General features: G+C 38.0%; 21 protein-coding genes and 1 other annotated feature. Of the genes, 15 read left to right on the top strand and 6 right to left on the bottom strand.

The genetic code is table 11. From position 1 onward, the window contains the following. Nucleotides 1–83 precede the first annotated feature (83 nt). From A2J09_RS17270 to A2J09_RS17245, 6 genes are all read left to right on the top strand, one after another. On the top strand, nucleotides 84–1091 hold the full coding sequence (locus A2J09_RS17270) for a FecCD family ABC transporter permease (RefSeq protein WP_036162397.1): 1008 nt from the start codon (nucleotides 84–86) through the stop codon (nucleotides 1089–1091). A gap of 28 nt (nucleotides 1092–1119) precedes the next feature. Next, nucleotides 1120–2115: a FecCD family ABC transporter permease gene (locus A2J09_RS17265; RefSeq protein ID WP_012295919.1), complete on the top strand. Its 996-nt coding sequence runs from the start codon at nucleotides 1120–1122 to the stop codon at nucleotides 2113–2115. Nucleotides 2116–2144: 29 nt separating this feature from the next. After that, on the top strand, nucleotides 2145–2927 hold the full coding sequence (locus tag A2J09_RS17260; RefSeq protein ID WP_012295918.1) for an ABC transporter ATP-binding protein: 783 nt from the start codon (nucleotides 2145–2147) through the stop codon (nucleotides 2925–2927). Next, nucleotides 2924–3694: an alpha/beta hydrolase gene (locus A2J09_RS17255; protein ID WP_036162395.1), complete on the top strand. Its 771-nt coding sequence runs from the start codon at nucleotides 2924–2926 to the stop codon at nucleotides 3692–3694. The genes A2J09_RS17260 and A2J09_RS17255 overlap by 4 nt, the downstream gene beginning before the upstream one ends. Nucleotides 3695–3822: 128 nt before the next feature. Then, nucleotides 3823–5391, top strand: coding sequence for a BCCT family transporter (locus tag A2J09_RS17250; RefSeq protein WP_012295916.1), 1569 nt, complete (start codon nucleotides 3823–3825; stop codon nucleotides 5389–5391). A gap of 645 nt (nucleotides 5392–6036) precedes the next feature. After that, on the top strand, nucleotides 6037–6564 hold the full coding sequence (locus A2J09_RS17245; RefSeq protein WP_012295914.1) for a YfiT family bacillithiol transferase: 528 nt from the start codon (nucleotides 6037–6039) through the stop codon (nucleotides 6562–6564). A gap of 98 nt (nucleotides 6565–6662) precedes the next feature. On the opposite strand, the gene A2J09_RS17240 is transcribed toward A2J09_RS17245, so the two are convergent. Then, the gene (locus tag A2J09_RS17240) at nucleotides 6663–7277 is read right to left on the bottom strand and encodes an exosporium glycoprotein BclB-related protein (RefSeq protein WP_031416594.1); all 615 of its coding nucleotides are present in this window, start codon (nucleotides 7275–7277) and stop codon (nucleotides 6663–6665) included. A 169-nt stretch (nucleotides 7278–7446) separates the two neighbouring features. Then, on the bottom strand, nucleotides 7447–8646 hold the full coding sequence (locus A2J09_RS17235; protein WP_012295912.1) for a hypothetical protein: 1200 nt from the start codon (nucleotides 8644–8646) through the stop codon (nucleotides 7447–7449). Nucleotides 8647–8881: 235 nt separating this feature from the next. Here A2J09_RS17235 and A2J09_RS17230 point away from each other — a divergent pair, with 235 nt between their 5' ends. The 4 genes from A2J09_RS17230 to A2J09_RS17215 all read left to right on the top strand — a co-directional run bounded on the left by A2J09_RS17230 (nucleotide 8882) and on the right by A2J09_RS17215 (nucleotide 11186). Beyond that, on the top strand, nucleotides 8882–9520 hold the full coding sequence (locus A2J09_RS17230) for a BMQ_0737 family morphogenetic spore coat protein (RefSeq protein ID WP_012295911.1): 639 nt from the start codon (nucleotides 8882–8884) through the stop codon (nucleotides 9518–9520). A gap of 85 nt (nucleotides 9521–9605) precedes the next feature. Next, entirely contained in the window at nucleotides 9606–10184 is a 579-nt protein-coding gene (locus A2J09_RS17225; RefSeq protein ID WP_012295910.1) for a hypothetical protein, read from the top strand. Next, on the top strand, nucleotides 10171–10455 hold the full coding sequence (locus A2J09_RS17220) for a hypothetical protein (RefSeq protein WP_012295909.1): 285 nt from the start codon (nucleotides 10171–10173) through the stop codon (nucleotides 10453–10455). The genes A2J09_RS17225 and A2J09_RS17220 overlap by 14 nt, the downstream gene beginning before the upstream one ends. A gap of 11 nt (nucleotides 10456–10466) precedes the next feature. Next, nucleotides 10467–11186, top strand: coding sequence for a hypothetical protein (locus A2J09_RS17215; protein WP_012295908.1), 720 nt, complete (start codon nucleotides 10467–10469; stop codon nucleotides 11184–11186). A gap of 76 nt (nucleotides 11187–11262) precedes the next feature. On the opposite strand, the gene rpmG is transcribed toward A2J09_RS17215, so the two are convergent. Beyond that, nucleotides 11263–11412 (bottom strand): 50S ribosomal protein L33, encoded by a 150-nt coding sequence (gene rpmG, locus A2J09_RS17210; RefSeq protein ID WP_012295907.1) that lies wholly within the window; start codon nucleotides 11410–11412, stop codon nucleotides 11263–11265. 174 nt (nucleotides 11413–11586) lie between these two features. Here rpmG and A2J09_RS17205 point away from each other — a divergent pair, with 174 nt between their 5' ends. Continuing rightward, nucleotides 11587–12774 (top strand): GTP-binding protein, encoded by a 1188-nt coding sequence (locus tag A2J09_RS17205; RefSeq protein ID WP_012295906.1) that lies wholly within the window; start codon nucleotides 11587–11589, stop codon nucleotides 12772–12774. An 18-nt stretch (nucleotides 12775–12792) separates the two neighbouring features. On the opposite strand, the gene A2J09_RS17200 is transcribed toward A2J09_RS17205, so the two are convergent. Both A2J09_RS17200 and A2J09_RS17195 read right to left on the bottom strand, forming a co-directional pair. Then, complete coding sequence (locus A2J09_RS17200) at nucleotides 12793–13335, bottom strand: isoprenylcysteine carboxyl methyltransferase family protein (RefSeq protein WP_012295905.1); 543 nt, start codon at nucleotides 13333–13335, stop codon at nucleotides 12793–12795. A gap of 1 nt (nucleotide 13336) precedes the next feature. Then, nucleotides 13337–14419: a type III polyketide synthase gene (locus A2J09_RS17195; RefSeq protein WP_036162393.1), complete on the bottom strand. Its 1083-nt coding sequence runs from the start codon at nucleotides 14417–14419 to the stop codon at nucleotides 13337–13339. 390 nt (nucleotides 14420–14809) lie between these two features. Here A2J09_RS17195 and rsgA point away from each other — a divergent pair, with 390 nt between their 5' ends. From rsgA to metG, 4 genes are all read left to right on the top strand, one after another. Further along, a complete protein-coding gene (gene rsgA / locus A2J09_RS17190; RefSeq protein WP_171821127.1) occupies nucleotides 14810–15889 on the top strand; it encodes a ribosome small subunit-dependent GTPase A in 1080 nt (359 codons plus the stop codon). A gap of 10 nt (nucleotides 15890–15899) precedes the next feature. Then, complete coding sequence (gene fosM / locus A2J09_RS17185; protein ID WP_031416589.1) at nucleotides 15900–16325, top strand: FosM family fosfomycin resistance protein; 426 nt, start codon at nucleotides 15900–15902, stop codon at nucleotides 16323–16325. 15 nt (nucleotides 16326–16340) lie between these two features. Further along, a complete protein-coding gene (locus tag A2J09_RS17180) occupies nucleotides 16341–16988 on the top strand; it encodes an HAD-IA family hydrolase (RefSeq protein WP_012295901.1) in 648 nt (215 codons plus the stop codon). 110 nt (nucleotides 16989–17098) lie between these two features. Beyond that, nucleotides 17099–17359, top strand: a binding site (T-box leader). Between the two features lie 57 nt (nucleotides 17360–17416). Continuing rightward, complete coding sequence (gene metG, locus A2J09_RS17175) at nucleotides 17417–19051, top strand: methionine--tRNA ligase (protein ID WP_036162391.1); 1635 nt, start codon at nucleotides 17417–17419, stop codon at nucleotides 19049–19051. 47 nt (nucleotides 19052–19098) lie between these two features. Here the strand turns inward: metG and A2J09_RS17170 are convergent, their stop codons facing one another. Next, complete coding sequence (locus tag A2J09_RS17170; protein WP_036162389.1) at nucleotides 19099–20670, bottom strand: 2-isopropylmalate synthase; 1572 nt, start codon at nucleotides 20668–20670, stop codon at nucleotides 19099–19101. Nucleotide 20671: the final 1 nt, after the last annotated feature.

Genomic DNA, 20671 nt, shown 5'->3' with positions numbered 1-20671 from the left:
TTTGGTGATATCACCAGGCTATTACCGGCCTTTTGTTCAGTAGAAGTTTGGATACTAAAATGGTATAGAAAAAGGTGTGAAAGTTGAAAAAAACAAACGTAGTGTCATTTTCAATATTAGCAGTATCTCCTCTCCTTATTGCCCTTGTGGCGCTTGTTTCTGTTATGTATGGAACAAAGGATATTAGTGTAATCACTGTGTGGCAAGCAATATCAGCATTCGATCCTTCTAATGTTGATCATCAAATTATACGGACAGGACGTATTCCTAGAATAGGCGCAGTCTTGTTAGTAGGAGCCTTTTTGGCAGTTGCGGGTGCAGTTATGCAGGGAATTACACGAAATTATTTAGCATCTCCTTCATTGATGGGTGTCAACGATGGCTCTGCATTTGTTATAACATTAGCCATTGTCTTTTTCCCAGGACTGCCTAATTATCAAATGATTTTATTGTCAATGCTAGGTTCTGCACTGGGTGCGGGCATTGTTTTTGGCTTTGGCTCGTTAATTCGGAATGGTTTATCACCAGTAAGGCTAGCCATTATTGGAACCGTTATTGGGACATTTTTAAGTAGTATAGCTACAGCGATTGCGATGTATTTTCAAGTATCACAAACAGTCAGTGCTTGGTATAACACTAAGGTACATATGGTAGATATGGATATGTTGATGCTCTCTATTCCATTTGGATTAGTTGGTTTATTATTGGCCTTACTATCCGCGAGGGCCATTACGATTACCTCGCTAGGTGAGGATATTGCAATGGGACTAGGTCAAAAAACAAAGGCCGTACGGATTATTAGTATGCTAGCTGTCGTATGCTTGACAGGGACAGCAGTTGCTCTCGTTGGGAAAATAGCCTTTGTAGGGTTAGTTATTCCGCATATTACTCGTTTTCTTGTTGGAGTAGATTATCGCTATATTATCCCTTGTGCGGCGGTTATTGGTGCCTTTTTCTTGGCGCTTTGTGATGTCCTTAGCCGCTTTGTTAATTATCCATTTGAAACGCCAATAGGAGTCTTAACAGCATTAGTTGGTGTGCCATTCTTCTTATATTTAGTTCGAAAGCACGGAGGTGAAAAACGTGCGTAAACATACCTCAAGTGTATTCTTAATGACTATGTCGACGCTTTTACTTTTGATTTTAGTTGCAAGTTATCTACATATTACAAATGGTGTTTTTGATATGTCTGTGATGGATGTCATAAAAACATTATTGCGTATTGAACCTAATCCAAAATTTGATCTTGTTATTTTTGAATTCCGCTTACCACGAATTGTCATAGCTGGGCTCGTTGGTATTGGATTAGGAATGGCGGGGGTTGTATTACAGGGTATTACGCGCAATGGGCTCGCAGATCCAGGGATATTAGGAATTAATGCTGGAGCTGGTGCCGCGGTCGTAATTTTTATGTTTTTCTTTCAATTAAAATTAGTGAGTGCAGATATGAACAGCTGGCTATCCATTTTAATGATGCCATTGTTCGGTTTTATCGGTGGAACAATTGCGGCTATATTAATTTTTACGTTTGCTTTGAAAAATGGTCATCTCGATATGCAGCGATTAATATTAACTGGGATTGCCATTAACAGTGGATTTGGCGCTTTATCATTGTTTCTATCTCTAAAAATGAGTGCGCAGGATTTTGAATCTGCAGCTATTTGGATGGCAGGTTCCATTTACAATGCGAATTGGATTTTTGCTCTTACTATGTTACCTTGGCTTGTAATTTTAGGAATTTATGTGCATAAAAAATCGTATTTACTTGATTATTTTCAGCTGGAAGAGGATAACATCACAAGTTTAGGAATTGCTGTTGAAAAAGAGAAAATGAAGCTGTTATTAGCCAGTGTAGGACTAGTTAGCGCATGCGTATCTGTATCAGGAAGTATTGGCTTTATTGGGTTAATGGCACCACATATCGCCAAGCAGCTTGTTGGTATTCAGCACCGCTATGTCATGCCAGTAAGTGCATTAATTGGTGCAGGCTTGCTAATTCTAGCTGACTTTATCGGCAAAACGGTATTCGCACCGTCTGAGCTGGCTGTTGGAATAGTAGTATCGATTATAGGAATTCCATATTTCTTGTATTTACTAGTGAAATCTAAGGCATAGGAGGAAATGGTGTGCAAACAGCGTTTAGAATGGAAAATTTGGCTTCAGGCTATGAGCAGGTTCGAGTGTTTGAAGGGTTAAATTTAACGATTGAAGAGGGCAAGGTCACAACGATTATCGGACCGAATGGCTGTGGTAAATCAACGCTTCTCAAAACAATAGGAAGAATTTTGAAAAAGCAACAGGGCACGGTATACTTGCAGGAGCAAAATATGCAAAATCTGTCGACAAAGGATATTGCACAGAAGCTAGCAATATTATCACAAACACCCGTTGCACCGGGACAATTAAAAGTCGAGGAACTTATTGCTTATGGCAGATATCCGCACCGCAACAATGTCAATCGATTAACAAATAAGGATGAAGAAATGATTGAGTGGGCGTTAACGGTCACAAACACGGTGGAATATCGAAATCGGGAGCTAGCACAGCTTTCTGGGGGTCAGCGTCAACGTGTATGGCTCGCTATGGCATTGGCACAGGAAACAAATATTTTGTTGCTCGATGAGCCGACTACGTATTTAGATATGGCCCACCAATTGGAAGTACTTGATATCGTGAAACATTTAAATGAACAGCATCAATGTACAATCGTCATGGTTCTTCATGATATTAACCATGCTGCTAGGTATTCAGATCATCTGATCGCCATGCGAAATGGTGTTATCATGCAAACAGGAACACCACAGGAAATCTTAAGCGCAGAGGTGATGCGTCAAGTCTTTAACATTGATGCACGTATTATGGAAGATCCAGCAACCAATACACCTGTATGCTATGGCTATGACATATTGAAGGAGGAAAACAAATGAATCCAACAGAAATAGATTACTCAACACAGCAAATGACTTCAAAATTGGCAGACTATACGTATGGGATTAACGTTTATGTACCAAATGAGGAAGCGCCAACGGAAGGCTTTCCGGTCATCTATGTATTGGATGGTTCTTCTTATTTTTCTCTTATTAAGGAAGCAGTTCGATTGCAAAGTCGTAATGCGCCAAAAACGGGTATTTTACCATCCATTGTTGTTGGTATCGGGCATGGTGAAGATATGCGTGAACGACGTTTTTATGATTTTACGGCACCAGCAGAGACGTATATTTATCCCGCAAGATTTAAAGGTAAAGGGCATGAAAAGCTTGGTGGGGCAGTAAACTTTAGTCGATTCCTAGAAGAAGAACTAAAGCCAATGATTGAAGCCAACTATCCAGTAAATAAAGCACAGCAATCGATATTTGGTCACTCATTAGCTGGTTATTTTACGCTTTGGCAATTATTTCACCATCCAACAAGCTTTCAACATTACCTGGCTATCAGTCCTTCCATCTGGTGGAATGAGCATGAATTAGTCCCATGTGCCTCAGTATTTTTAAATGAGCATCAGGCTATGAAGGAAACATTGTTTATTAGTGCTGGTGAACTGGAAACCTTTATGGTGGATGATGCACGACAAATGGCAACAATACTTGAAAAAGTAATGAAGGTTGATTTTTATGAAGCTTTAAACGAAAATCATGCATCTGTTGTGCCTACAGTTATGAGTAGAGCCATACGTTTTGCTTTTACAAATGAATAAACAATAGCCGCATTATCTATTGGTAGTGCGGTTTTTTATTTTCAAGAAGTTTTGATTTATAAAATACTTGAAGGAAACTCATAATAAAGGAAATTTGGTAAAACGTCTGGGATTAATGGAGGCGCTGTATGCAAAAAATTAAAAATTTAATCAACCCAGTATTTATTATTTCTAGTGGAGCCATTTTATTTTTAGTAATTATTGGGGCAATAATACCGGAACAGTTTAAGAATGGTGCGAACAGCGTCTTTCATATGACGACGGATTTTTTTGGTTGGTTTTACTTAATGGCGGTCTTTATAATCGTGGTTTTTCTATTTGGCTTGGCGATTAGTAAATATGGCACTATTCGGTTAGGAGCAGAAGATGGTCGACCAGAATTTAGCTTTCTCACATGGATTTCTATGCTCTTTTCTGCAGGTCTAGGGGTTGGATTAGTCTTTTGGGGAGTAGCTGAACCAATGAGTCATTACTTTTCACCGCCCTTTAGTGACACAACACCTCTAACGACAGATGCAGCGCGACTGGCAATGGGTTATTCTTTCTTTCATTGGGGAATCAGCCAATGGTCTGTTTATGCTATATTGGGGCTTGTCATGGCTTATGTGCAATTTAACAAAAAAAGAAATATGCTCATCTCTACCGCTTTAGAGCCTGTAACGGGGACAAATCGAGTCGTGAAGGGCACAATTGATATTTTAGCGGTTATTGCTACAGTTATGGGGGTAGCTACTTCTATTGGCTTGGGCGTGCTCCAAACAAACGGAGGTTTAAGCTTTGTCTTTGGTTTACCTAATACATTTCTCATACAGGTAGCCATTATTCTTATCATGTTTATTGGCTATATGTTCTCTGCCACTACGGGCCTTCAAAGGGGAATGAAAATCCTAAGTAATGTCAATATGATGCTAGCGATTGTTTTACTGCTATTTGTCTTTATAACTGGCCCAACAGTTTTTATTATGGAAACCTTTACACTAGCAATAGGGGATTATATTTCAAACTTCATTCAATACAGCTTAAGGATGCAACCGTATATCGGGGGGACTTGGGTGAAGGATTGGACGATCTTTTATTGGGCGTGGGCGATAGCATGGTCGCCCTTTGTTGGTTCTTTTATTGCCCGTGTATCTAAAGGAAGAACGATTCGAGAATTCATTGTTGGCGTATTAATTATTCCTCCTCTTATTGCTTGTTTTTGGATTGCTGTTTTTGGAGGAACTGCCATGTGGTTCGACCTGCATAAAGAAGCTGAAATTGCGCAAACCGTTCATAACGACGTAACAGTGGCCTTGTTTCAAATGCTAGAGTATTTACCTCTTTCAATGATAGCTTCTTTTATTGGAATTTTGCTCATTTTCATTTTCTTAATTACATCAGCCGATTCAGCTACTTTCATTATGGCGAGTATGACGACAAGGGGGTCTTTAAACCCGACAGTACTATCCAAGTTAGTATGGGGTATATTGATGGCCTCTATATCAGGTGTTTTATTGTATACAGGTGGGCTGGATGCACTACAAACAGCCTCATTAATTGCCGCGTTACCGTTTACAGTCCTATTACTGTTGTTAATGATTTCTTATATTAAAATGATGAAGGAAGAGATTGTTCCTCTGAAGAAAAAAGACATTCAACGATTGAAGATAGCAAGGAAGCATCTTGAAAAAGAAGCAAAAGCCAAAGAAAAAAAATAAGGTGATAAGCTGTATTATTCTTTGATGAGTAATACAGTTTCTTTTTGTGTTATTGCTATTTGGTATTTTAATGAACGGAATTGTCTGTAATAATTGAGGGTAAAAAGAATTTTTTTAGGGGATGGGGGTTGTCGTGAGAAGATTTGTCCTTATATGTATGATGCTGTTAGTGGTAGTAGTTATACAAATATAGGTAAAATTGTAATAACAGAGAATGCCCCAGATTTTTTGCAAATAAGTGATTTTGCAGCTATTAATTGGAATGAAAAAGCAGTGAATTTGGTGATAGAGCCATTATAGGTAATGCCAATAAATCGGGTGTTATTGGTGCTAGTATGCAAAGTATGAGCCCACAAAATGGATGTGGCATCTTTGAAGAATTGAAGGAAATGGTAATACAGAGTTAACAGTTGTAGGATACTATAGAGATTCTAAAACTAACCAGTCTATTTTAGTTGGCGGATGGAGCACAGGTCTTAGCGGGCCAGCAAACGAAGCAGATGCTCATAGCCCTTTAAGCGTAAAAATTCCTAGTCTTGGAAAAGGGCTGTTTTACTGATACAAATGGAAAACACTCTGATACGTTGATTGTTGATATCCAGGAATAATAATGACCTAAACATTTTGGAAAAGTAAGAGGGAAAAATGGAGGAGAGCAATTTGATTGATTTACGATATCCCATTGGGGAGTTTCAATGTCCAAAAGAAGTGACATCACAGCAAGTAAAAGAATGGATGGGAGATATTTACCTATTACCAAAGCAGCTTAAAGAAGTATTAAGTGAAGCAAGTGAGCAGGCATTGGCAAAATCGTATCGTGAAAATGGTTGGACCGTTAGACAGCTAGTCCATCATATTGCTGATAGTCATATGAACAGCTATACCCGTTTTAAGCTAGCACTAACAGAGGATGTACCAACGATTAAGCCATACAATGAGGCTGAATGGGCAATGCTCCCAGATTCAGAAATGCCAATAGCAACTTCGCTGACATTAATTGAAAGTTTACATGAGCGTTGGGTTTATTTACTGACAAATTTAACGGATGAACAATTACAACGAGCTTATAATCATCCTGATTCGGGGTTAACAACATTGGAACAAGCAGTAGGTTTATATGCATGGCATGGCAAACATCATTTGGCACATATCCAGCATGCATTAGCATTTTAGCTACATAAAAAGTAGACGATTTAGTTAAAATCGCCTACTACAATTTAATTATTAGGTTTGAAAAGATACTTATAACTTTAAGAGTTAGCGTTATTTACTTATACAATAGTAATTCCTGCACTTGCGTTACCAGTAAGAGTAACCAGAACAGTAGCTCCTGAAGTAGTCATGGAGAACACCATTAATAAACGATCACCAGTAGTTACTGGCACTGATACGTTGGCACTACCGCTTGCAATTGCACCAGCTAATAATGCTGCTAATGGTAAAGCTGGAGTTAAATCAACAAATGCTGCAGTAGGGCTGAAAACATTGCTTCCTTGAACTGCACGGTAAATTTGTGCTCTCACTGTAGCTGTTCCTGTTAGTGTTAAAGCGGCAGTTGCTGAAATTGTTGCAGCAATAGATGTAATTGTTCCTGGACGTGGAACAGTAAAAGCTTCTGTGGCAAGAGAACTTGTTAAATCAATATTAACGCCAGCAAGAGCTACACCTGGAACAGATGTACCAAAACCAACAAGGCTTACAGTACTAACTAAACCAGTTGCAAGAGATACTAATACAACAGGAATTGTTCCTGAAGAAAATGGGATAATGGAACCTGTAGCTGCTGGTGGAGTAATACATGCCGCATCAATACCGATAAATGGTCCAAGGGCAGTACAATCACCATTGCCTTTAGAGCAACCACACATTGAGTTGTTAAAACACATTTTTACACCCCCTTTCTTCATTATTCTATTCATATGTGAAAAGGGGGGAAGGGCAAATATCTACCTCTCCTATAAATTCAATGATTTCATAAAATCAATTTTCTATTGAAACAAAAAGACATCCACTATGTGTTTTCATACATAGTGGACGTCTTATAAAGTGATAAATTTAACTCCATCTTTTAAAGAAATCAAAAAATGAATTTTTTCCCTTCTTATTTTCTTCCTCAATCGGCATATTTACAGGATCAGGTTGCTTATTTTCTTCTTCCAGGGATGGATGAACCTCATAGACTGCTTCAGAATTATACACTTCGACATACTCTTCTGTTTCGATTGAAGGAGAATGATGTGTTTCAACTGTGTCAGCTGGCTGTGCTACTGTTTCTGAAATGACTTCGTTGAGAGGCTCACTAGCTATTGCAGTAGTGTCTTCACTAACTGTCTTGCTAAGTTTCTCTGAATTAACCTGTTCAAACGATCCTTTAGTTACTTCGGAAATCTCATGGTTGTTACGTTCATTTTCCGTTGGCACAGCCTCTGTAGGATCATCTGATTTTTCGGTTCCAGTACTCGATTCATGAACAAGAGTTGATAGTAAATGATCATTCTCGATGTTTTCCTCACTTAAAGTGGGCTGTACAGCAGATGGATCATAAACACTTACTGGAACTTCCTTTGCATCCGTGGCATTTTTAAAATGGAAGGTGGATTCAACTGTCGTGTTTCTGAATAAACCATTGTATATATGGCTTGGATGCGTATTAATGGATTGAAAATATTGCTGATTAAAATGCCGCTCTTCTGGTTTAGCTACCTGCTGGTCATTGTGAGGAGGTGGAGCCCCATTATTATTGACATTTTGTTGGTGGTTTATGGCTTTACCTGCCAAACTTTGTAATAGTCTATAAGATGGTTGTGCTGATGTTATCGTAGTTTTATCTGCTGTCTGTGTCATTCTAGGTTGTTGTCTAGGCAAATGAGTAGCCGAAGTTTGAGAAGGCATTTTAATGGCGGGAGAAATGGTTGTTGTATCATTTCCTTCAACAGTTAATAATTTGTTTAAAACTGCTAAAATTTCTTGATTCATTTCTTCCATGGTTTGATTCAGAGACTCAATCTGTATGGAAAGAAGCCTTATTTGATCATCATATCCTTTTATATAGGAATTTTGCTTAGTATCCAATGTCTCTGTAATCCCCTCTAAATGGGCTATCTGTGTTTTCAGTCCATCAAACCCCTGCTTCATATAAAGGAAATCTTCAATTGACGATCCCGTTTTTAATGATGATAACGATTCTCTATAGGTTTCAATTTTTTGCTTTAAATTTTCAATTTCTTGAGTGGTATACAATTTTGACTCCTCCATTGTAGTTCACCCCTTTCATTCCATTATTAGTTTATTAAAAATATTGCCTTTCTGTTACAAATATACCTGTTCCTTCAACATTTTAGTTCTTATTATAAAGAAAGAACTGTAAGACAAAATGATTGTCGCTGATTTTTATAAATATCCAATGTAACTATTTATTAGCCCATGCACTTATAGCTGAAAAACATATGCTACAAACGAAAGATAAAAAACTTATGGAGGTGTCAAAAGGATGCAAGAACATATGCCATCCCAGGCGCAGGAACTGATTTGTATAAATGTTGATAAGGTATATGACTGGATTGTAAAGGAAATGTCATTTGATATTTCACCAACTGGAGCAATTACATTCCCAGGCGTAACAGCAGCTACTGACTTAACAGGTGCAATTGTTACATGTCGAGTAATTCCAGCAGCTACAAATCCAATTGTGATCCTAAACCGTGAGAATCGCCAATTCTCTATCGATGGATCAACTGTTTGTCTACAACATTTAAATATTCAAAAGAATTTCATTCTTACGATCGTTGTTACATTACCAAATGGAACAATGTTCACAAGCGCAGAGATTCCTGTTTCACGCTGTGAGCAAGTGACATTATGTGCACCTAAGGGTACAGATGTAGAAATTCTATATACAGATTTAGATTGCTTCGTTTGTACAACTGGTACACTTACAGCTGCAGCAGGTGCAATTACGTTTTCTGCGTTAACAATTACTGTTGCTGTTTGCCAAAGCATTCAATCAACATTCCCAGTTACTGTGGAATTTTTAGCAACTTTCTGCGAACCAAGAGCAGATTTACCATTCACATGTCCAACTGCGGTTCGTCCACAACAATGCCCAGTTATTTTCCCAACTGTTGGTTAGTAGTGCTAACAAATAGAGGAAAGTCATATCATGAAGAGAGGGTTATCCTCTCTTTTTTTTATGAATCATAGTAAGGGGGCATTAAGTGATAACACGAATAGAAGACAAGATACAAGCGGTGAAAGAACAGACAAACATGTATGTTCAAGAAATAAAAAAGCTGGTAGAAGAGCTAGCAGTTCAAAATAAGATTAGTCTAATCAGTTATTTTACATCCTCGTTCAATATATCCTATGACTCTGAGCAAGAAAGTCTTTGTTTAGGCTCCTACCATATTCGTAATATTGGTCAAACACCCGTCACAAATCCATATCTATGTATTAAATTACCGAAAGATTCTCCGTTTTATTTCTCGGGAAGGTATGTTCACGAAAATTACACACCTACTTTAAAGACACAGGGGCAAAGTAATTGGGAACGTTTTAATGACAAGTCTAGTAAGGAGGAATATTGGCTTAGACCAGTAGGGAAGTCCACCATCGAACCAAATGAAACGATTTCATTTACCAATTTTCAAATTAAATGGTCCCATAATTTATCGTATTCTGGCACTATTATGGGTTTTACATATTGTGATCAGCTAACAGATGGTGTGGTTGTGTTAAACCCAATTAATCTCAATGGAATTAGTCAAACGCAGGAGGGAAACAATGGTGGATCATGAAAAACAAGAGCTTAGTAGCGTAATCCAACAATTGCTGAAGGACCAGCTTAACCGCCGTAATGTACAAGATAATAGCTTTGCCTTTCTTGAAAAAGATACATTGCAACAATTAATTGGCTATCTTGTCTCTGGGGAAAAAAATAATATCTTTGAACAACATGAACATTCGAAGCTTCAAACAAAGTGGTTAAAACAACTAGATGAGGTGTTAGATGACAGTAAAGCACAGTTTGAAGAAGTCATTGAAATTCTAAAAAGTTTTTCAGGCTAGGAGGTGCAAGGATGGACAACGATATTGTCAAAAACAATGATCCTCTACAGCTCCAACAAATGATAATTTTTTTAAGGGCCGAATTAGCCAAATATAAAAATGAAGTGAAAAGGCTAAGGGATAGTGATTATTATGCATTAGTGCTACGGCTTGAACGGGAAAATATACAATTAACAAGACTCAGAAAAGATCTCTCGATGGAGCTATTAAAGTTGAAGAGAGATTTTGATAAGGAATTGGAAGCATATGATGAAGAGATACAAAAACGAGAGTTACAAAGGAAAAAACAAATTACTTCGATAGAGTCCTTATTAAAAGAGCTAAATGAGTTGCGAGCAGAAAATAAGTTATTAAAGGACAGCGTTAACGTATCTAATGAAGATAAAAACTATAGGTCAATGATTGAAGGGTTTGATAAAAGATTACATGACTTTACCATCGTTACAGGTGGACAAATGGAACGTATCGTAGAGACAATAGAACAATCCTATAGAGACAAAGTAGAGACGGACAGCCTATATCAACAATTAGTCAAAGAATTAGAGACGAAAAATCAAGAAATCGAAAAACTAACGAATGAGATAAAAGGCTATAAAAATCAAACTGATGACAGTAGAGTAAAAATGAATGGATCTATTAATCTAGACGAGCAGATCGATTATAGATTACGAATGCTTGATGAACTCGATCAAAAATTGAACGAGCTTGCATTCGAAATAAATAGAGAATAGATGGGATAAAACACTGTTTCTAGGGGGTAAGCATACCCCTTTTGAAACAGTCCCCAATTAATTAACTACTGCTAAATTACTTTGTTTCACGATGTAAAGTAGTTCGTTTTAAGCGAGGGGAATACTTTTTAAGCTCCAATCTCTCTGGATTATTACGTTTATTTTTCGTCGTGATATAGTTTTTATCACCAGTTTCTGTGCAGGCTAGAGTTATTTGTACGCGCATAATTATGCCTCCTTTTAAATAGTAATTATTACGATTTAAACAATATATTTTAGGTTGTAAATTGTCAAGTTTATTTCGTATATAATAAAAAGCTTTGCATTTTATAAAATTATATGTTTTAATTACAAATTGTAAATAGTAATGATTACGATTTAAGGAGTTGGAGAGATAACAATGAAAATACCTGTGACTGTATTAAGTGGATACTTAGGTTCTGGTAAGACCACAATGATGAATCATGTATTGCAAAACGAAAAGGATTTACGTGTTGCTGTTATTGTGAATGATATGAGTGAAATTAATATTGATGCTGAGCTTATTGCAAATGGCAGCGGTATCTCACGAACAGAAGAGAAATTTGTGGAGTTATCCAACGGCTGTATTTGTTGTACATTGAGAGAAGATTTATTACAGGAGGTGGAACGTCTTGCGAAGCTTGGCAATATTGATTATATATTGATTGAATCGACAGGTATTAGTGAGCCGATTCCAGTTGCGCAAACATTTAGCTATTTAGATGAAGAGCTCGGCATAGATTTAACGAGATTTTGTCAATTGGATACGATGGTAACGGTCGTAGATGCGCATCGCTTTTGGCATGATTTTCAATCAGGAGAGAGTTTATTAGAGCGTAAGGAAGCAATTGGTGAATTAGATGGACGGGATGTTGCAGACCTTCTTATTGATCAAATAGAATTTTGTGATGTCCTTGTATTAAATAAGTGTGACTTAGTTTCAATAGAAGAGTTAGAACGGTTGGAGGGTATATTGCGCGCACTACAGCCCGAGGCAAAAATAATCCGAACGGTTAATGGTGAAATTGATTCTACTGACATTTTGAATACAGGCCGTTTTGACTTCGAGCGTGTATCAGAATCAGCTGGCTGGTTAAAAGAATTAGAGTTGGGGCATGAAAACCATATGCCGGAGACGGAGGAGTACGGGATATCTTCATTTACCTATACAAGTAGAAAGCCATTCCATCCGATGCGCTTTGTCGAGTGGTGTGACCACATGCCCCAATCAATTGTGCGGGCAAAGGGGATTGTTTGGAGTGCTAAACATCAAGATGTTGCGTTATTGCTATCACAGGCAGGTTCATCTGCAAAAATTGAACCTGTTTCTTATTGGGTAGCTGCACTACCAAAAGCTCAGCAGGAAGATGTTTTCCAACAAAGTCCAGAGGTGTTGGAAGACTGGGATAGCGAGTTTGGAGATCGCATGACCCAACTTGTTATTATTGGTATTGACTTAGATAAAGAACGTATTTTCAAACAGTTGGACAGCTGTTTATTAACAGATGAAGAGTTTCGTAACCCGTGGGAACAACTACAGGATCCGTTTAACTGGGAATGGCATTAATAAAAAAGAAGATTTCGGCTACGACTCCGAAATCTTCTTTTCAAACACTCGATTATAATTAGTGGCATCTCGTAAAGCCTTTTCTTCTATTGGGATTCGTACAGATAGCATTGTAATGTTTAATAGTGTAAAGCAAAACGCTGTAAAATATGCCTGGAACATAAGAGGTAGAAGGAGAATTTCCAAGCAAACGACGGCATAATTAGGGTGGCGCATAAATTCGTAGGGACCTTTACGCACAACTTGTGCGTGAGGTAGAATGAGAATCTTTGTATTCCAAAATGTTCCCAAAGAACGGATACACCATATACGCAATGCCTGAACGGCTACAAACAAAATAAAAAGTAATGGGAATAAGGGCGAAATACCATTGTTATTTGTTACTACTTCAACAATTAGAAACAAGAAGAAACTAATATGCATAGTGACCATATAAGAGTAGTGAGAGTTACCTACCTCATAAGCTCCCTGAGAAAACATCCATTTCTCGTTTCGTTTAGCAATGAAAACCTCTGTCAATCTTTGTAGAATGACAAGCGTCACAATTAAATAGAAGATCATGCTACTCCCTCCAGTTTAATAATACAGCTTCTGCACAAAAACCAGGGCCAAGAGCGACGAGTAAACCTGTATCCCCCACTTGTCCTTCATGTAACATAAATTGTTTTAACACGTATAACACGGTTGGCGAAGACATATTACCATGTTGTCGTAATATTTCCCGAGAAATGTCGGTTTTTTGAGAAGAAAGATAAAGCGTGTCTTCATAGGCTTTTAATACTTTTTTTCCTCCAGGATGTGCAATGAAATGAGTAAGCTGTTCACTGTAAAATCCTTGTTCCAGTAAAAACTGTTCAATATATGGTCCAAGCCAACTAGTAATAATAGCCGGAATGCTTTTTTGAAAAATGACATGAAGCCCATTATTTTTAATGTCCCATCCCATTACATTTTCTGAATTAGGCATCCATTTAGAGCCTGTCGCTAGAATAGCTGGTGATGGTTTTTTTGTATCAATCATGATTTCATCGCCACACACGAGCATACAGGCAGCACCGTCAGCAAAAAGCGAAGCCCCAATTAAATTACTTTTAGAAAAATCGTTTGGCTGAAATGTGAGGCTACATAATTCAACACAAACAACAAGCACCTTTGCATTTGGGTGTGCTTTACAAAAATCAAAGGCTCTGCTAACACCCGCCGCTCCTCCCGCACAGCCTAAGCCCCATAATGGAATACGTCTTAATCGATCGGAAAAAGTAAGCTTGTTCATAATACGAGCATCAATGCTAGGTGTTGAAATTCCCGTACTACTAACAAATATGATGGCATCGATTTCTTCAGGAGAAATGGGTGAATGTAAGAAGGCTTCATTTTGTAAGCATGCCTGAATGACGCTTACGCTGTATTGTGTAGCTAGTTCAATATATAAATTATTTCGCTCCTCAAATGAGTGATTTGTACGATGCCACTCAGGTGGTACACAAAAATGACGTGTTTCAATTCCACCATTTTCGAAAACCTTTAGATAGCGTTCTAATTTTGGGATTTTTTCATAGAAAAGCTCTTTTGTTAGTTCCTCTGCATTTGATTGCTGTAATGTGTAAGGTGGTTGATGTGTGCTAATAGAAATGATTTTAGGCAATTCAACATCTCCTCGCATTTATTGGTCTTGTACATTCTATGCGTTGAGGAAGTAGATACATGCTTATAATATTGTATTTGACAATTCCTAAAATTTTGTATATATTGGTAACAACTAAATGGAAAGTAGGTGATGTGACATGATGAATAAATCTATTTTTAGCGAACTGCAATTCGGTTTGTTTCATTTCACACGCCTAATATATACAAAGAGACGTCGTGCATAGCTCGATGTACTTGTATATCCTTTAAACGTGCGTGTGAAACCTTGTAACTGCCGAATTATGCAGGTACAAGGTTTTTTATCGTGGTTCAAATTTGCTGAATCAAGATAATTGCTTCTTGTGGAAGTCTGCACAGAAGCCTCATAGAAACGCATATTTAGGAGGAAATTAATTTGAATTTAACAACATTAGGTTTTACAAAATATTTTGAAGAGCAAATATTAGAAATGAAAAAACAATCTAAGTTTAAAAATTGTGTGCCTGCGAGGGTCACTTTAGAGCATAAGCATTCCTATCGAGTGTTAGCTCAAGAAGGGGAATGGCTTGCAACAATCGCTGGTCATTATGCCTATACATCTTTAGCTCGTGAAGACTATCCGGCAGTGGGCGATTGGGTGCTGGTAGAGAAAATGCCTGGTGAGGAACGAGCAATTATTCATCAGTTATTCAAACGAAAATCTGTCTTTTCGCGAAAAGTTGCTGGTCTAGAGATACAGGAACAGATTGTTGCATCGAATGTGGATATTGTGTTATTAGTCATGAGCTTGAATGCTGATTTTAATATTCGCCGTTTGGAACGATATTTAGTAGCTGCCTGGGATTCAGGTGCAAAGCCCATTATTGTTCTTACAAAGGCAGATTTATGCGAGGATGAATCAAGCTTAGTAAAAGAAGTTGAGTCAGTAGCATTGGGTGTAGATATTTTCGTAACGAGTGCTATTTCTGGAGAAGGCTTAACGGAAATTCAGGCCTTATTTACTGAAGGGGTCACTGGAGCATTGCTGGGCTCCTCCGGTGCAGGAAAATCTACATTGACGAATGCTCTGTGTGGCGAAATGCTGATGAAGGTATCAGACATTCGTGAAGACGATGCAAAAGGACGTCATACAACGACCCATAGAGAGCTAGTGATATTACCCTCAGGTGGCTGTTTAATTGATACGCCCGGAATGCGTGAGCTACAGTTATGGAATCAAGGTGATAGTTTATCATCCAGCTTTCAAGATGTTGAGGAATTAGCAAAAGCTTGCCGTTATCGTGATTGTACCCATCAAAAAGAGCCGCATTGTGCAGTGCGAAAAGCTATTGCTGATGGTGAACTTGATCAAAATCGTTTGCAAAGCTATTTTAAGCTACAAAGAGAATTAGCTTACATGGAACGTAAAACAAATGTCCAGGCAAAGCTCGAGGAGCAACGTAAGTGGAAGCAAATTTCTAAAGGTGTTAAAAAGGGAAAAAACAAATAGGAGCACACATATGACAGTACAAAGCATAAATCATCTACTCTTTTCAGTGTCTGATCTAGAGAAATCCATTGCATTTTATGAAAATGTTTTCGGTGCTAAGTTACTTGTAAAGGGAAACAGCACAGCCTATTTTGATGTAAATGGGCTGTGGCTTGCCCTCAATGTTGAAAAAGATATACCGCGCAATGACATTCAATATTCCTATACACATATCGCTTTCACGATCTCTGAGGATGAGTTCGATAAAATGTATGATAAATTAGTACAATTGAAGGTTCTTATTTTAGATGGCCGACAAAGAGATGAAAGAGATAAAAAATCAATTTATTTTACCGATCCTGATGGACATAAGTTTGAATTTCATACGGGGACTTTACAAGATCGTTTGGATTATTATAAGAAGGAGAAGTTACATATGGAGTTTTTTAATCATTAAGCAAGGAGTGATTTTATGACGAAAGCTTTTATTTTTGATATGGATGGCACTTTATTTCAAACAAATCTTATTTTAGAACCTGCGCTAGATGCCACATTTGATGTGTTGCGTACAAAGGGCTTATGGCAGGGAGAAACACCCATTGAAAAATACCGTGAAATTATGGGTGTTCCTCTACCGGTAGTATGGGAGACCTTATGTCCAATGCATTCAGTAGACATACGTGAGGAGAGCAATGTGCTCTTTCATGTAAAGTTGACGGAGCAAATCCGTAGTCGTAAAGGTGCGCTTTATCCACATGCTGAGCAAACTCTTGCCACATTGTCAAAAAGCTATCCGTTATACATAGCGAGTAATGGACAGGTTGACTATTTACAGGCAATTGTAGAAACCTATCAATTAGAGCGATTTATAAAGGGGACTTACAGCATTCAATCCATTGCTAGCGGTCATAAATCAGACTTAGTGAAAAAAGTAATGCAAGACAATGGAATTCAGGACGGGGCGGTAGTTGGTGATCGTTCTTCCGATATTCAAGCTGCCCGCGATAACGCGCTACTTTCAATAGGTGCTCGCTTTGACTTTGCTCAGGACCATGAATTGCAACAGGCACATATTGTGATAGATGATTTAACGGAGTTACTAAACATAGAGTTAGGCTAATTATGATAAACCCATTAACATTAGGTGAGCCTATTCGAAAAAATGGAAGCGACTTAACGACAATTATTGCATTTCATCGTAATAAAGCGTAGAATAGTGCCAATCCTATAGATAAAGCATTGAAAAGGAAAAGTAGATAGGAATAGCATTTTGTAGAGAGCCTCTGTTGGTGGAAATGAGGTAAATGAATCCTTTTGAAAATGACCTTTGAGCTTCGTACCGAAAGCTTATAGCAAGTAGATTACGACGAGATGGGCACTCGTTACAACAGCGGCAGTATCTTTTACTTTAAAAAAAGACGTACTGAATAAGGCAAATAGTGTGAGCTATTTGTAAATATAGGTGGTAACACGGGTAGACTCGTCCTAATCAGATTTGATTAGGGCGATTTTTTTTTACCATTTTTAATGAGAGGGGAGCAATTTAGAATGACTATCGTTATTGGAGGCGCTTGGCCGTATGCAAATGGCTCTTTGCATTTAGGACATGTAGCCGCATTATTACCAGGTGATATTTTGGCCAGATATTACCGTCAAAAAGGTGAACAAGTACTATACGTATCGGGTAGTGACTGTAATGGTACACCAATTTCTATTCGTGCAGCTCAGGAAAACACAACAACCGAGGCGATTGCTAATCATTATCATGAAGAATTTAAAAAATGTTTTAATAAGCTAGGATTTACTTATGATTTATACACAAGAACGGATGCAGAGCACCATCATGAATCCGTTAAGGGCTTATTTTTACAGCTACTTGCCAACCACTTTTTATATAAAAAGAAAATTGAACAGGCTTACTGTGAGACAGATCAGCAATTTTTGCCAGATCGATTTGTAGAGGGTATATGCCCAAATTGTGGTGCAAAGGCGAGAGGAGATCAATGTGATAACTGCTCGGAAATTTTAGACCCACTAGATTTAATCGATAAGAGCTGTAAAATATGTGGGAATGAGCCAGTAATTCGAGAGACAGAACATTTTTATTTTACCTTTAGTCAATTTCAAGGGAAATTAGAGTCCTTCTTATCCGAGGCAAAGGCAGAGAAACGTTGGAGGGATAATGCATTAGGATTGACAGAGCGCTACTTAGCAGAGGGCGTTCCTGACCGAGCAGTAACGAGAGATTTACCAAATGGAATAGATGTTCCGGTTCCTGGCTTTGATGGTAAGAAAATATATGTGTGGATTGAAGCAGTGGCGGGGTATTTAACTGCTAGCCTAGAATGGGCAAAGCAACATCATATGGCGATTGAAGACTTATGGAATGAAGAAACGATTTCGTATTATGTCCATGGTAAGGATAATATTCCATTCCACACAGTTATTTGGCCAGCTATTTTGATGGGACTAGGTGTGCAAGCTTTACCGACACATATCGTATCTAATGAATATTTAACATTAGAAAAACGCAAATTATCGACGAGTCAAAACTGGGCAGTATGGGTTCCTTATATTTTAAGTCGTTATGATGCTGACTCTATTCGCTATTTCTTAACGACTAATGCACCAGAAAATCGCGATACTGATTTTTCATGGCGAGAATTTATTTACAGTCATAACGGTGAATTACTTGGTGCCTATGGTAATTTTGTGAACCGAACATTGAAATTTATAGAGAAATCCTTTGCTAGTCAAGTGCCACAGGCTGAAGTGGATAGTACTATTCGTAAACAAACTATTCAGCTATTTAATGAAGTGGGTATTCTTATTGAGGGTGGCCGTTTCAAGCAAGCGTTAGAGACCATTTTTGAGTATATTCGTGGAGCTAATCGTTACTTCGATGAACAACAGCCATGGTTACAAGTAAAAGAAAATGTGGAGGCGGGCAATTGTACACTAGCTACCTGTGTCTATATCATTGCCAATCTCGGACAATTACTACAACCATTTCTACCGTTTTCAGCAGCGAAGGTAAGAGATATGTTAGGAATAGATGAAATAATGTGGCATGAGCAAGTAGAGTTACCTAAAACCATTGAAGACATAACACCTTTGTTTGAACGGCTGGACATTGAACTAATAGAAGAAGAATATCAAAAGTTAGTAAGGGATAGTCGCTAGACTTGAAAAAGCAGTATGGCTGAATGAGGCCATACTGCTTTTCTTGTTTAATTCATAACAGGTGTTAATTTGGCCACGACAATGCTATTGATGGCATTCATATAGGCTAGGGCACTAGCTTTTAAAATGTCAGTATCTGCAGCTTTTGCCATATACTTTTCACCCTCATGCTCGATCGTGATTTTTACTTTTCCTAGCGCCTCTTTGCCGCGCGAAACACTATTGATATTATATTCCACTAGTTTTACATCCATGCTTGTAATTTCTGCAATGGCAGAATAGAGAGCATCAATTGGACCTGAGCCAACTGCGCTAGCCTTCAATACTTCGTTACCTTTCCGTACTTTAACGCTCGCTGAAGGGAAACTTGTATTGCTGACGACTTGTAAATCTTCAATATCAAAGAATTGGTCACTATAGTGAGTTGCATTCTTGTGAGAAGCATCATGTTTTTCATAATAGCTTTCAACAATAACGTATAAATCGTGATCGTATACTTCCTTTTTGGCATCCGCTAGCTTTAGGAAACCTTCAAAGATTCCCTCAAATTCATCTGTAGAAAGATTTGAAAACCCTAACTTTTCAAGAGCATTTTTCACAGCATGTCGGCCAGAACGTGCTGTCAGTACTAGCTCCATATCATCAAGACCAACGTCTTCAGGGTGCACAATTTCATAAGCATCACGAGATTTTAGTAATCCGTCCTGATGGATACCCGATGAATGGGCGAATGCATTATCTCCCGTAATAGCTTTATTGACTTGAACATCTAAGCCCATAAAACTAGAAACAAGACGAGAGGTATTAATAATTTCTTTAGTGTTAATACGAGTATCAGCATTATAGATAGTGCTACGCGTTTTTAGTGCCATAACGACTTCTTCTAATGCCGCATTACCTGCGCGTTCACCGATACCATTAATTGTACATTCGACTTTGTCGGCACCATTTTTTATGGCAGCAAGCGTATTTGCAGTTGCCATTCCAAGGTCATTGTGGCAATGAACGCTAAGAAGGACACTGTCGTCTAAATTTTTCATACGGTTGTTTAATTTAAAAATCATCTCACCAAATTCTTCTGGTTCTGCAAATCCGACTGTATCAGGTACGTTAATCATAGTGGCACCAGCCCTCATAACAGCTTCAATTGTTTTCCAAAGATATTCAAAATCTGAACGAGATGCATCCTCTGTGGAATATTGAACTTGAGGCAAAAGAGTTTTGGCATACTTTACAGCATCTACTCCAATTTGCAGAATTTGATCTTTTGATTTACTAAATTTTTTCTCCACATGTATATCGGATGTCCCAAGAACCATGTGAATCATAGGGTTTTCAGCGTATTTCACAGCATGGTAGACGGCATCAATATCTGCCTTTACTGCACGTGCTAATGCTGTAATCATAATATCGCCAGTAGTACCGACCTTCTCAGCTACAGCTTTGACAGCATCAAAATCTCCCTGTGATGAAGCGGGGAATCCAGCTTCGATAATATCGACACCTAATTTTTTCAGTTGCTGTGCTATTTCTACTTTTTCATATAAATTTAGCTTAGCTCCTGGCACCTGTTCACCATCACGTAATGTTGTATCAAATACCCAAATTTTTCTTCCCATT

The sequence above is a fragment of the Lysinibacillus sphaericus genome, assembly GCF_001629735.1.
Taxonomy (GTDB): Bacteria; Bacillota; Bacilli; order Bacillales_A; family Planococcaceae; genus Lysinibacillus; species Lysinibacillus pinottii.
This window is presented reverse-complemented; position numbering and strand designations above follow the sequence as displayed.